The 13,474-nt window shown below is 66.0% G+C and carries 10 protein-coding genes and 1 riboswitch; of the genes, 4 read left to right on the top strand and 6 right to left on the bottom strand.

Features of this window, described 5'->3' with window-relative positions; genetic code table 11:
• Window positions 1-26 precede the first annotated feature (26 nt).
• The 3 genes from arsA to LPW30_RS10675 form a co-directional block, all read right to left on the bottom strand.
• Complete coding sequence (gene arsA / locus LPW30_RS10685) at window positions 27-1,739, bottom strand: arsenical pump-driving ATPase (RefSeq protein ID WP_239680838.1); 1,713 nt, start codon at window positions 1,737-1,739, stop codon at window positions 27-29.
• A gap of 108 nt (window positions 1,740-1,847) precedes the next feature.
• Entirely contained in the window at window positions 1,848-2,198 is a 351-nt protein-coding gene (arsD, locus tag LPW30_RS10680) for an arsenite efflux transporter metallochaperone ArsD (protein ID WP_239680837.1), read from the bottom strand.
• Window positions 2,199-2,298: 100 nt separating this feature from the next.
• Complete coding sequence (locus LPW30_RS10675) at window positions 2,299-3,264, bottom strand: MBL fold metallo-hydrolase (protein WP_420797718.1); 966 nt, start codon at window positions 3,262-3,264, stop codon at window positions 2,299-2,301.
• Window positions 3,265-3,427: 163 nt separating this feature from the next.
• A riboswitch (cobalamin riboswitch) is annotated at window positions 3,428-3,668 on the top strand.
• Window positions 3,669-3,788: 120 nt separating this feature from the next.
• Between LPW30_RS10675 and cobW the strand changes: the two genes are divergently transcribed.
• The 4 genes from cobW to LPW30_RS10655 are packed head-to-tail and all read left to right on the top strand — an operon-like array spanning window position 3,789 to window position 10,431.
• Complete coding sequence (gene cobW / locus LPW30_RS10670; RefSeq protein ID WP_239680836.1) at window positions 3,789-4,871, top strand: cobalamin biosynthesis protein CobW; 1,083 nt, start codon at window positions 3,789-3,791, stop codon at window positions 4,869-4,871.
• A complete protein-coding gene (cobN, locus tag LPW30_RS10665; RefSeq protein WP_239680835.1) occupies window positions 4,871-8,662 on the top strand; it encodes a cobaltochelatase subunit CobN in 3,792 nt (1,263 codons plus the stop codon). Before cobW ends, cobN begins: the two co-directional genes overlap by 1 nt.
• 3 nt (window positions 8,663-8,665) lie before the next feature.
• Window positions 8,666-9,769, top strand: a complete 1,104-nt coding sequence (locus tag LPW30_RS10660) for a magnesium chelatase ATPase subunit I (RefSeq protein WP_239680834.1) — start codon at window positions 8,666-8,668, stop codon at window positions 9,767-9,769.
• A gap of 11 nt (window positions 9,770-9,780) precedes the next feature.
• Window positions 9,781-10,431, top strand: coding sequence for a vWA domain-containing protein (locus LPW30_RS10655; protein WP_239680833.1), 651 nt, complete (start codon window positions 9,781-9,783; stop codon window positions 10,429-10,431).
• A 6-nt stretch (window positions 10,432-10,437) separates the two neighbouring features.
• Here the strand turns inward: LPW30_RS10655 and LPW30_RS10650 are convergent, their stop codons facing one another.
• The 3 genes from LPW30_RS10650 to LPW30_RS10640 are packed head-to-tail and all read right to left on the bottom strand — an operon-like array spanning window position 10,438 to window position 13,453.
• Entirely contained in the window at window positions 10,438-11,211 is a 774-nt protein-coding gene (locus tag LPW30_RS10650) for an ABC transporter ATP-binding protein (RefSeq protein WP_239680832.1), read from the bottom strand.
• Window positions 11,208-12,296 (bottom strand): FecCD family ABC transporter permease, encoded by a 1,089-nt coding sequence (locus LPW30_RS10645; protein ID WP_239680831.1) that lies wholly within the window; start codon window positions 12,294-12,296, stop codon window positions 11,208-11,210. The genes LPW30_RS10650 and LPW30_RS10645 overlap by 4 nt, the downstream gene beginning before the upstream one ends.
• 5 nt (window positions 12,297-12,301) lie before the next feature.
• The gene (locus LPW30_RS10640) at window positions 12,302-13,453 is read right to left on the bottom strand and encodes an ABC transporter substrate-binding protein (protein WP_239680830.1); all 1,152 of its coding nucleotides are present in this window, start codon (window positions 13,451-13,453) and stop codon (window positions 12,302-12,304) included.
• Between the last annotated feature and the right edge of the window lie 21 nt (window positions 13,454-13,474).

Here is a 13,474-nt window from a genome sequence, read left to right as displayed (position 1 = left end):
CGGATGAGGGTAGTGCCTCCGTGTGATCAGTCGTGTGTCTCGCTCCAGGGCTCCACCACGAGTCTTTGATGGTGTTGCTCCAGGATCTCCCGGATCCATCGGCCCTCGGCGGCCTGGCGCGCCCGCAGGATGGGATCGCTCACCTGCACCGGGCTCAGGGCCTGATTGACGATCCAGCCGGCGGGTTCGATGCCGGCCCGACGCAGATCGGCCTGCAGGGCCGCCGCTTCATGCACGGGCGTGGCCTCGGGCAGGGTGCAGATCAGCACATGGGTGAAGGCCGGATCCCGCAATCGGGGCAGCAGTTGTTCCACCGCTTCGGGCACACCCTGACTCTGACGCCCCAACTCCCGGTGGTAGGCCTGCGCGGCATCCAGCAGGAGGATGGTGTGGCCGGTGGGGGCCGTGTCCAGGACCACGTACTGATCGCGGGCCTGATCGACGGTCCGGGCAAAGGCCTGGAAGACGGCGATCTCCTCGGTGCACGGGGAACGCAGGTCCTCCTCCAGCAAACGGCGACCTTCATCATCCAGATCCTTGCCCGCCGAGGCCATCACCGCTTCCCGGTAACGCCGGGTCTCCAGGGCCGGGTCCACCCGGCCAATGGTCATGCCTTCGGGGATCTCGCCCACGGCAGCCTCCACATGGGCCGCCGGGTCCGTGGTGGTCAGATGAACCTTGTGGCCGTGGCGGGCCAGGGTCACAGCGATACGGGCCGCCAGGGTGGTCTTGCCCACGCCCCCCTTGCCCATGGTCATGATGGCACCATGGCCGTGGCGACCCAGGGCCTCCACCAGGGCCTCGAAGGTCTCACCCTCGGGCGGTCGAACCGGGTCGGTGGCGTCGGGTGGGGGTTCCGCCTCGGCCAGCAAAATGCGCAGGCCCTCCAGCCCCATGGGCGGGCGCCCCCGTAACGGGCGTTCGCTGCGGGGCAGATCGCGGAGCAGGGCGGGCATCTGCGCCAGGGCCCGGTGCCCGCGTGCCTCCAGGGCCCGGGCCACCGGATCTTCCGGGTCCAGTGCCTGGAACAGGCCGTTCACCACCAGGTGCTGATTGGCCACGCCCAACTCCCGCAGTTCGCCACTGGAGCGGGCCGCCTCGTTCAGGGCCGCCGCTTCGGGGCGGGTCACGAGAATGAGCGTGGTGCGCTCGCCATCCCCGAGGCTGTCCACGGCATGGGCATAGATCTCTTTCTGGCTGGCCAGCCCCTCCAGCGGACCCAGGCAGGAGGTGCCCGAGGTGTTGGTCTCGATGAATCCCGTCCACGCACTGGGCAGGGACAGCAGGCGCAGGGTATGCCCCGTGGGTGCGGTGTCAAAGATCAAATGATCGAAGTCCCGGGTGGTTGGGGTGTCGCCCAACAATGCGGCGAAGGCATCGAAAGCGGCAATCTCCATGGTGCAGGCACCGGAGAGCTGTTCCTCCATGCTGTTCACCACCGCCTCCGGGAGCTTGCCCCGGTAGGGGCCCACCACCCGTTCGCGGTAGGCGGCGGCCGCCTTTTCCGGATCGATGTTCAGGGCCTGGAGGCCGGGAACCGCCGGGATGGGGGTGGGGGTGTCGGAAAGTGGGGTCTCCAGCACCTCATCCACGTTGGAGGCCGGGTCGGTGGAGATGAGCAGGACCCTTTTGCCCTGTTCCGCCAGGGCCAGGGCACTGGCACAGGCCAGCGAGGTCTTGCCCACGCCGCCCTTGCCGGTGAAGAAGAGATGTCGGGTCGGGGTGTGGAGAAAATTCATCAGGGGACCTCTCGATGCAGCTTTACCCACCAAGGGGAACAGCACGCTCTGAGCCCCTCTCCCGCTGGCGGGAGAGGGGTTGGGGTGAGGGGGCGGTGGATCTTCAGGTCAGCCGCAACAGCCGCTGCCCGGGCTGGCGCTCTTGCCGCATTCCGCCTCCAGGCCGGTCCATCGGGCCAGTTGCTCGCGATCCGGGTACACACCCTGGCTCATGACCGCTCCGTCCACCAGAAACACCGGCAGGGCGTCCTCGCCATCCTTCTCCAGAATGGCCTGGATGGTGGCGTTTTCCACGAAAGCCCCCGGTTGCTGGGACAGGTTGTAGCGGGTCACGCTCACCCCGGAATCACGCAGCCAGGCCAGGTCACCCGCCAGCCGGGAGAGCCTGGGGTCCACGCTGGGTCCGCAAACGCCGCTGGCGCAGCACTGGGGAGGATCGAACACGGTGATCTCGGTCATGGGGAAGCCCTCGTCGTGGATGACAATATGGGCCGAGAATACGCTATTCCATATATATGATCAACCGTATGTATGGGCCGCGCATGAGACGCCTCGGGCGCTAGAAACTGGCCTCCATGAACAGATAGGTACGATTGATATTCATACGGTGCCAATCGTCGTAATGGCGCAGGTGCCGGAATTGAGGCAGGTCCGCGAGGCGGGTCACCACTTCATCCAGTGTCTCCCAGTTCTCCAGACCTTCCCCCACCTGGCGCACCAGCAGGGCCAGGTAATCACCGGTATCCTGCTGCGCGGTGGCCAGGTCGGTGGCCTCGCCATGGCCGGGAACCACCACCTCCGGCTCCCAGGAGGCCATGGTCTCGAAGGCCTTGAGCTGTTCCACCGGATTACTCCATGGGTGAATGCCCAGCATGCGCTCGGTGTAGACCACGTCACCGGAGAAGACCACACCCTTATCTGGCAGATGCAGCAGGATGTCCCCCGGGAAGTGGGCATCGCCGGCATGGATCATCTCGAAGCGCACCCCGCTCAGCTCGAACGCATGATGATCCGAGGCGATGGGCGAGGGTGCCGGGCGTGGCTCGGTGCTTTCCATGGTCGCCGCGCCCAGGGTGTCCGTGAGGCGATCCAGGTGCTGTCGGGCAAACTCCGCCTGGGTGGCGGCAGTGCGTTCAAGGGCCAGGATCTCGGCACCCTGGGAGAGGAAGTAGTCATTTCCCAGCCAGCGGTGATCCTGGCTGCCCAGATTGATCACATGGGTGATGGGCTGGTCGGTCAGGTCAGCCACAGCCTGTTCAATGCGTTGGGCCACATGATGGCTGGGGCCGCTATCGATCAGCACCACCCCTTCGTCGGTGATCACAAAACCCACGTTATTGTTCATGCCCAGGTTGGCCTGGGTTCGATTTTCCAGGGACCCATAAAAGTAATGGATCTGCTCTGTGATGGCCCGCGGCTCGAGGATCCGTTCGATGGGTCGGTCCTCACCCGCCAAGGCTGTGGTCAGGGAGGAGATCATCAGTCCAATCAGGGTGGAGAGGAGTGCGGGAGTACGGGCAATCATGCTGTTCCTCGGTCATGTTGAAAAGTGGGAGGCGGGACGCCCCACCCCCCTTTCTTATGCCAATAAAAGCATAACGATATGCCCGATCGCTGCCAAGGCCTCCTGAGGATCCGGCACGTCTCCGATTTGAGCCCGGGCCGGATGCCTGTTAAGTTTATGAGGTTATCTTCAGACTTCAGCAGGTGACCCGGGGCCTTCGTGGCCCATCCATCGGGTTGAAACGGGAAGCCGGTGACATCGCCCAGGCGATCACTCCGGCGCTGCCCCCGCAACGGTAAGTGGTGAACGTGGAGAACCCAGGCCACTGTGAGACCCCGTCCCCCGGGCGGATCTCATGGGAAGGCAGCTCCCCACCTTGAACACCCACCACAAGCCCGGAGACCGGCCTGTTGAAGACCAGGTGCCGCGGGGTGCGGCGTGCCGGGTGGAGCCGGACCGCGCTTGATCTCTCCTCCGTGGCACGTACCGCCTTCGTGGCGCATCCATCCCATCGATGCGCGGGCGGCGCGCGAGCGAGCATTTCCATGATATCCAGATCAAGAATCCCGGCCACCATCGTCACCGGCTTTCTGGGCAGTGGCAAGACCACCCTGCTGCGTCATCTCCTGGACAATGCCCAGGGGCGGCGGATTGCCGTCATCGTCAACGAGTTTGGCGAACTGGGCATGGATGGCGAGATCCTCAGGGGCTGCGGCATTGGCTGCGACGAATCCGGAGAGGACGCCGGCACGCTCTACGAACTGGCCAATGGCTGTCTGTGCTGTACCGTGCAGGAGGCCTTTTATCCCGTGATGAAGGCCCTGATGGACCGCCGGGACGAGATCGATCACATCCTCATCGAGACCTCCGGCCTGGCGCTGCCCAAGCCCCTGGTGCAGGCCTTCAACTGGCCGGAGATCAAGACCGGCTGCACCGTGGATGCCGTGGTCACCGTGGTGGACGTGCCCGCCACCGCCCAGGGACAGTTCGCCGCCAACCCCGAGGCGGTGGACCGGCAACGCCGCGCCGACCCGAACCTGGATCACGACTCCACACTTCATGAACTCTTCGAGGATCAGCTATCCGCGGCGGATCTGGTGGTGCTGAGCAAGACCGATCTTGTGGATGCGGCGGCAGTGGAGCGGGTCACGGCACTCGTGCGCGCCGAGATCCCGCCCCCGGTGAAAATCCTCTCCAGCGACCATGGGCGGGTGGATCCCGCGCTCATGATCGGGCTGGGCAATGCCTCCGAAGCGCATATCCACCTGCGCGCCGGGCATCATGACCATGCCCATGGGGAGGGAGATCATCACCATGATCATGACCACGATCAGTTCGACTCGGTGGTGGTGAGGCTGCCGCAGGTGGATCGCGACAGGCTGCTGGAACGGTTGCAGCAAGTGGTGCGGGATCACCGCATCTTCCGCGTGAAGGGCTTCGCGGCCCTGCCCGACAAGCGCATGCGCCTCGTGGTGCATGGGGTGGGAAGTCGTTTTGACAGCTACTTTGACCGCCCCTGGGGTGCCGGGGAGGATCGCGCAACCCGTCTGGTGCTGATCGGTCAGGACCTCTCGGCCGAGGCCCTGGAGCAGGCCCTGCAACCGGCGGTTCTGGCGGCGACGGCCTGATGCATCTGCTGGCGGCACAACCCGGCGGGTTCGTCGACGACGACTCGGTGATCACGCGTCTGGATCAGACGCCCGCCGATATCGTCATCCTCAGTGCCGCGGATACCACCCTGGCCCTGCTGGCCTCCCAATGCCCACAGGCCCGGTCGGGCCCCGTGGGGGAAGACAACTACCCATCCGTTCGCCTGGCCAACCTGCTGCACCTGAGCCAGCCGGCGTCGGTGGACCTGTACCTGGATGAGGTGCTGCAAAAGGCCCGCGTGATCATCATCGATCACCTGGGTGGCGAATCCTACTGGCCCTATGGCACGGAGCAGGTGTGGGCCCTGTGCCGACGCCGGGGTATCCGGTTGGTGATGTTTTCCGGGGACAATACCGAGGATGGCAACCTGCTCATGAAGAGTACGGTGGAGCCGGATATTTGCCGCGCCCTGTGGCGCTATCTGCGCGAGGGCGGCCCCGCCAACATCCGGGCCTTCTATGACTTTATCGGGGCCACCTTTTTCGATCTCCCCCTGGAGCCTCCGCCACCCAGGCCGCTGCCTCACATCGGCGTGTATCACCCCGAGCAGGATGTGGGCACGGTATCGGCCTGGCAGGCGCGCTGGCATGCGGGGGCGCCGGTGGTGGCCGTCCTCTTTTATCGCTCACATCTGCAGGCGGGCAATACCGCGGTCTTCGATGCCCTGTGCCAGGCACTGCTGAGCCGCGGCCTCAACCCCCTGCCCATGGCCCTGGTGTCCCTGAAGGATCCACTGTGTCTGGAGATGGTGCGACGCCTGTGCCGGGAACAGGGCGTGGCTATGATCCTGAACGCCACGGCCTTCTCCCGGGCCCAGGGGGCAGACGGCGAACAGGCCCTGGCGGATGATCGGCCGGTGCTGCAGGTGATCCTCTCGGGCGGCAACGAGGAGAACTGGCAGCGGGACGTGCATGGGCTGCAGCCCCGGGATATTGCCATGCAGGTGGCCCTGCCGGAGATGGATGGCCATGTCATTTCCCGGGCGGTGAGCTTCAAGGGCCTGGAGCGCCGCTGCCCGCATACCCAGACCGATGTGGTGCATTACCAGCCCCAGGCCGAGCGAATCGCGTTCGTCGCCGCCCTGGCCGAGCGCTGGTGTCGGCTGCGCAACACCCCGAACGGGGACAAGCGCCTGGCACTGATCCTGGCCAACTATCCCACCCGGGAGGGTCGCCTGGGCAATGGTGTGGGTCTGGATACCCCGGCCTCGGTCGTCGGGATTCTGCGCCGTCTGGAGGCGGAGGGGTATGCCTTGGACGGCATCCCCGATGATGGCGATGCCCTGATGAGTCGACTGTGCGAGGGGGTGACCAATGATCCTCAGCATCGGGCGACGCGTCCCGCCTGGCAGAGCCTGTCCATGGCTGACTACCGGCGTTATTTCGATGGGTTGCCTGAGGCTAACCGCAAGGCGGTACTGGCCCGCTGGGGCGCGCCGGAGCACGATCCCATGGTGCGACAGCAGCGCTTCATGATCGCCGGTCTGCGCTGCGGCCGGGTGTTCGTGGGCATCCAGCCGGCCCGCGGCTATCACCTGGACATGATGGCCAATTATCACGACCCGGATCTGGTCCCCCCGCATTACTACCTGGCCTTCTACGCCTGGCTGCGGCTGCAGTTTGGCTGTGATGCCATCATCCATGTGGGCAAGCACGGTAATCTGGAGTGGCTGCCGGGCAAGAGCGTGGCCTTGAGTGACACCTGCTGGCCGGACCTGATCTTCGGCGCCATGCCGCACCTCTATCCCTTCATCGTCAACGACCCGGGGGAGGGCACCCAGGCCAAGCGTCGTGCCCAGGCGGTGATCATCGATCACCTGATGCCGCCGCTCACCCGGGCCGAGAACTATGGGCCGACAAGGGATCTTGAGCGCCAGGTGGACGAATACTACGAGGCCCTGATGCTGGATCGCCGCCGCGCTGGGGTGCTGCGCAAGAACATCCTGGACAGCATCATCGCCCAGGACCTGCATCGGGACCTGGGTCTCGAGACGCCGGCCACCGAGGAGGATGAGCAGTTGCTGCTCAACCGCACCGACGCCTATCTGTGTGAACTCAAGGAAAGCCAGATCCGCGATGGTCTGCACATCTTCGGCGAATCCCCCGAGGGGCTCCAGGAACGTGACACCCTGCTGGCCCTGGCCCGCTACCCCATGGGGGACGGGCGAGAAGGCAACGACAGCCTGATCCGTGCCCTGGCCCGGGACCTGGATCTGGGGGAGGGGTTCGATCCCCTGGACGCCCACTGGGCCGATCCCTGGACAGGTCCTCGTCCCGATGTGCTCCAGGCAGCCCTGGCCGACGAGCCCTGGCGCCACCACGGGGATACCCGCGAGCGCCTGGAAGCCCTGGCCCGCGCCATCCTGGAACAGGGCTTGCCGGAGGCAGGAGGGTGGGCCTGGCCCCGAACCCGCCCGGTGCTGGAGCGCATCCGCACACGCCTGCAACCGGACCTGCAAGCCTGCGGCCCGCAGGAACTCCGTGGGCTGTGTGACGGGCTTGATGGACGCTTCGTGCCGCCCGGACCCAGCGGTGCCCCCTCCCGGGGGCGTCCGGATGTGCTGCCCACCGGGCGCAACTTCTTCTCGGCGGATGCCCGGGCCATCCCCACCGCCACCAGCTGGACCCTGGGCATGAAATCGGCGGCCCTGCTGGTGGAGAAATACATGCAGGAGCACGGGGACTATCCCCGCGCCATCGGGTTGTCCGTCTGGGGTACCGCCACCATGCGCACCGGTGGCGACGACCTGGCCCAGGCCTTCGCCCTGATCGGTGTGCGGCCGCGTTGGTCCGCTGGCAGTCACCGGGTGACCGACTTCGAGATCCTGCCCCTGTCAGTGCTGGATCGCCCCCGCATCGATGTGACCCTGCGGGTGTCCGGGTTCTTTCGGGACGCCTTCGCCCACGTGATGCGGCTGTTCGACGCGGCGGTACAGGCGGTGGCGGAGCAGGACGAGCCGGAGGATCTGAACCCGATCCGTGCCCGCATCCAGCAGGAGAGCGCGGCGCTGGTCGCCCAGGGCATGGAGGCAGGCCAGGCCCGTCGGCAGGCGGGGTTCCGGGTCTTCGGTGCCCAGCCCGGCGCCTACGGGGCTGGCATGCAGGGGCTGATCGATTCCCGCCACTGGCAGGAGGATGCGGACCTGGCCCAGGCCTACCTCAACTGGGGCGCCTATGCCTACGGACAGGAGGACCATGGCACCCGCGTGCCCGCGGTGCTTACCCGGCGGCTTGCGGGGATCGATCTGGTGGTGCAGAACCAGGACAACCGGGAACATGACCTGCTGGATTCGGATGACTATTACCAGTTTCAGGGGGGCATGACGGCGGCGGTACGTCACTTCAGCGGTCGTCAACCCGAGATCTACCATGGCGATCACAGTCATCCCCAGGCCCCGCGCATGAACACCCTGGAGTGGGAGATCAGCCGGGTGATCCGCGCCCGGGTCACCAATCCCAAGTGGATCGAAGGCGTCAAGCGACACGGTTACAAGGGGGCCTCGGAGATGGCCGCCACCGTGGAATACCTCTTCGCCTACGATGCCACGGCGCGGGTGGTGCGGGATGATCAGTATGCCCTTGTCACCGATGCCTACATCAACGACCCGGACACCCGGGGCTTCATCCAGACCCACAACCCGGCCGCGCTGCACGAGATGTGCGAGCGTCTGCTGGAAGCCATGCAGCGGGGTCTGTGGGAGCACCCGGGCGACTATCGCCGGCAACTGGAAAACCATCTGCTGCAGACCGAAGAACACCTGGAAGGCTGATCCATGACCGCGCTGTCGATCCAATACCCGTTCACGGCCCTCAAGGGGGTGCCGCAACTGCAGAATGCCCTGCTGCTGGCGGCCATCGATCCCCTGATCGGCGGGGTGCTCATCGAAGGGCCGCGCGGTGCCGCCAAGACCACCAGCGCCCGGGCCCTGGCGCAGTTGCTGCCGGATGGCGGTTTCGTCAACCTGCCCCTGGGGACCAGTGAGGAACAACTCCAGGGGTCACTGGATATCGAGGCCGCGCTCAAGCAGGGGGATGCCTGTTTCAAGCCGGCGCTGCTGGCCCGGGCCCACCAGGGGGTGCTGTATGTGGACGAGGTGAACCTGTTGCCCGATGCCCTGGTGGATCTGTTGCTGGATGTGTCTGTCAGCGGTGTGAACCGTGTGGAACGTGACGGCATCTCCCACCAGCATGCGGCGCGTTTCGTGCTGGTGGGCACCATGAACCCGGAGGAGGGGGAGTTGCGACCCCAGCTCCTGGATCGTTTCGGTCTGCTGGTGCGCCTGAACGACATGATCGACGCCCCCACGCGCCGGGAGATCGTGCGGTCCCGACTGGCCTTCGAGGCGGATCCGGAGGCATTCATCCGCACCCACGAGACGGATCAGGAGGCGCTCAGGGAGCGCATCTGCCAGGCTCGCGCGCGACTGGAATCCCTGGCCTTCACCGACGCAGTGCACGATCGGGTGAGTGAAGTATGTTTTGCCGCCGGCGTGGAAGGGGTGCGGGCAGATCTGGTGATGCTGCGGGCCGCTCGGGCCCATGCGGCCCTGGCGGATGCCGCTTGCATTCGGGACACGGATATTGATGCGGTGCAGGCCCTGGTGCTGGCGCATCGCCGCCGGGACCGCTCCGCGTCGTCACCCGACGAGGCATCGGGCCCGGAGCCCTCTGGCGAAGACCCGTCGCATGCGCCAGAGGCGGCCGGTTCATCCCGATCGCAAGGCAGCGGCGCGGGAGATCAGGATGCCCCCCGGGACACTGAAGCCACGGTGCCTGAGCGCAGCGGTCATGATCAGGACTGGGGCGCACTGCCTCCGGAACCCACCCCCATCCGGTCCCTGGCGCATGTGAGGCCCCTGCCGACAAAAAAGCCCTGACGCGCTCGCCGGTGGCCGGTCGGCTGCCGGATGAGCGCGCGCCAGGGCCAGGGCGGTGGCGTCGTCCGCGCAAGCAGGCGCAAGCGGGCATCCACTGGCATCGCACCCTGCTGAACAAGGGGCCGGGGCCGCTTCAGCCCGGGCACCTGGTGTACCGACCCCGCCGGGGGGGTGCCGGCATGCTGTATTGCCTGGTTCTGGACTGCTCCGCCTCCATGCTCAGGCAGGACAAGCTGGCCATGGCCAAGGGGCTGATCAGCGCCTGGGCCCATCAGCTGTACACGCAGCGGTCGGCGCTGGCGGTGGTGGGGTTTTCAGGGCAGGGTGCCTGTATCCTGCGCCCGCCCTCCCGGGCCCCCCTGTGCAGCGATGCCTGGGTTGCCCCCATCCCCGGCGGCGGGGGCAGCCCGGTGGGGGCCGGTATTCAGCGGGCGCAGGACCTCATGGCCCAGGCAAAACGCCGCCATCCGGATCAGCCCATTGGTCTATGGCTGCTCACCGACGGCCGCACCACCCAGCAGCCCCCCCGACCCGACATCGCGGATTTCTGTGAGGTGGTGGATTTCGAGACCGAGGCCATTCGCCTCGGCGGCGCCCAGCGCATCGCCCGCGCCTGGCAGGCCCCGTGCTGGCCGGTGAGTGCCTTTATCGAGATGGGCTGAACTGGCTCAACGATACCCCATCAGGAACGGCAGTCCATCCTGGTAGGCAATCCCCACATCCACCTGATACACCGCGCGCAGGTGTTTTGGGGTGATGACCTCCGCAGGGGCGCCCGAAGCGACCACCTGGCCCTGGTCCAGCAGCACGATCCGATCGGCCAGTTGCGTGGCGATGTTGATCTCGTGGAGCACGACCAGGATGCCTTGCTGGTTGATCCGTGCCCGCTCACGCAGGATCTCCATGGTGTCGCGCTTGTGCTTCATGTCCAGATGGTTGGTGGGTTCGTCCAGGAGCAGGTAAGGGGTGTCCCGCACCAGGGCCCGGGCGATGGCGGCCTTCTGGCGTTGTCCGCCGCTGAGTTCGTCCAGGGGCCGGGTGGCCAGTGGCGTTAGTTCCAGACGCGCCAGAACCCGTTCCACCTTCTCCAGTGATGCTTGATCCGGGTACCAGGGGCTGTCCCGAAGCCCCAGCAGCACGCTCTCGAACACGGTCATCGGATAGACGATATCCGTGGCCTGCGGCACATAGGAGAGCCGCTGGGCGGCCTGCCAGCGGCGCATGCGCATCAGGTCCTGGCCCTGAAGGCTGATGCGTCCGCTGTGCGGCTTGAGCAGACCCATGGCGCATTTGAGCAGGGTGGTCTTGCCCGAACCGTTGGGGCCGAGCAGTGCCACCACCTCGCCCGGGCGGACCTGAAGGCACACCCCCTTCAGGGTGGGCGTTGCACGCCCATAACCGAAGGAGACATCCTCCAGGGTCAGCCCATTCCGGGGACTCATGCGCTGCCTCCGGCACGATGACGCAGGATCAGATAGATGAACAGGGGTGATCCCACAAAGGCGGTGACCACGCCCACCGGCAGCACCACCGGGGCGAAGGCATGCAGGGAAATCAGGTCCGCCACCACCAGCAGCAGTCCGCCCATCAGTGCCGTGGCCGGGAGCAGAAACCGGTGATCCGTGCCGATCATCAGCCGGGCCAGGTGCGGCGCCACCAGGCCCAGAAAGCCGATCCCGCCCGTGAAGGCCACGACCACCGCCACCAGCAGCGAGACCAGCAGCATCAGCAGGATGCGCAGGCGCTCCACCGGCAGGCCCAGACTCCTGGCCGTGTCATCCCCCAGGAGCAGGCGGTTGAGATCCACCGCCCGCCACAGAAAGATGGGCAGTACCAGCAGCAGTGTCAGGCTGATCAGGGTGGCGCTTTCCCAGTTGGCGCGGCTGAGGCTGCCCACCGTCCAGAACATCACCTCACGGGTGGCATAGGCGTCGGAGAAATAGATCACCAGCGTGGTGCAGGCACCAAAGAAATACATGAGCGCGATCCCCGCCAGGATCAGGCTCATGGGGGTGGCACCCTTCCATTGTCCGATCAGCAGGATCAGCAGCGAAACCCCGATGGCGAACAGGAAGGCGTTGGCCACGATGCCCACCACGCCAAAGGCGGAAAACCCGAAAATGATCACCAGCGCCGCCCCCAGGGAGGCCCCGGAAGACAGGCCCAGGGTAAAGGGGGAGGCCATGGGGTTACGCAGCAGGGTCTGCAGGATCACCCCACCCAGCGCCAGCCCCATGCCGGCGGTGAGGGCGGTGATGAGGCGTGGAAGGCGGATGTTCCAGACCACGTTCTGAATCTCCGGGCTCACCCATGCGCCGGGCAGGGCCGGGGCGAGCAGGGCCAGGATGGTCTGTGAGACGGGGATATCCATGGCCCCCAGGGTCAGGCCATGGAGACTGATGGCCACCAGACCCAGTGCCAGCAGCGCCAGAAGCAGGGCACGCCGGCGATTCTGGCGACGATAGGCGGCGATGGTATCGGGTGATCCCGCATCACCCGTGTGCCGTGCCGGGGTGGCCGTGTCCATGATGGTCACAGATCCTCAAAGCCGCTTTGCCGGGCAAGATGCTCATACAGCCCGGGTTTGCCATAGAAGGTGTGGAGGATGTCCTCGCCAAGAAGTGCTGCATCCAGGTCCTCAAGGGCCTGGGGATACAGGATCCTGCCCATGCGGATCAGATCCACCAGTCCGGTGGCCAGATCCCAGCCCATGTAGGTACCCTTGAAACGATGCACCTGCCCGTCGCGGATGGCGGCCACGTCCTGCAGACGGGCGTCGTCCAGCACGGTGTCCAGGGACACCCGGCTCGCCTGGGAAGGGGTGTGCAGGAAGATATGCTCGGGGTCCCATTGCAGCAGTTGCTCGGCGGCGATTTCGCCGTCTCGACCGCGCCGCTGCGAGGCGACGTTGCGGGCACCCAGCTGTTCCAGCGGATAATAAAAGGCCACGTTGCTGAACAGGTTGGTGCGGTGGGCCAGGTAGACACGGGGCGCGGCTTCGCCCTGGATGCGGGCTTGCAGGGAGGAGACTTCCTGGCGATAGCGATCCAGCAACTGCTCGGCACGCGGCTCCCGGTCGAGGATGACGCCCATCAGGGCATAGGCCCGCTCGATCTCGGCCATGATCTTCTTTGGATCCCGCTCCCTGCCGAGGGTGCTCACCGCCACCACCGGGACGCCCAGTTGCCGCTGCAATCGATCCGCATGGTCCGCCATGGCCTGGGTGGAGTCGCCCCGGGTGAAGGCCCAGTAGAAGAAGACGTCCGGGGAGACGCTCACCACCCTCTCCAGATTGATGTCCGATCCGGGCTGACCGCCGCCCAGTTGCGGGATATCTTCAACCCCGGTCACCGCCAGCGCCTCGATGGTCTTCTCCCGGGAGAAACGGGAACCGAACATGTCGCCGGGGATGCCCACCAGGCGATCGTCCGCCCGCAGGTGCACCACCATGCGAAAGGCATCCACGTTCACCGTGGCGATGCGCTCCACATCCCTGGGCACGCTGACCTGTCGGCCCAGCATGTCCTGGATCTCGCGCATGGAAGCATCGGCCTGGTCCTTGTCGAGTCGGGCCTCGGGTGCGGGGGCATCACAGCCGACAAGGATCATCAGGATCACCATCAGCATCGATACCCGGGCAAGGGCGCGCATGGGCGCCCATGGAGTCATCATCGCGTTCTGCATGGAATGCTTTCCGTGGTTGAA

This window comes from Ectothiorhodospira variabilis (assembly GCF_022227625.1).
In the GTDB taxonomy this organism is placed as follows: Bacteria; Pseudomonadota; Gammaproteobacteria; order Ectothiorhodospirales; family Ectothiorhodospiraceae; genus Ectothiorhodospira; species Ectothiorhodospira haloalkaliphila.
The sequence above is the reverse complement of the archived record's forward strand: the minus strand, read 5'-3'. Positions and strand labels throughout refer to the sequence as shown.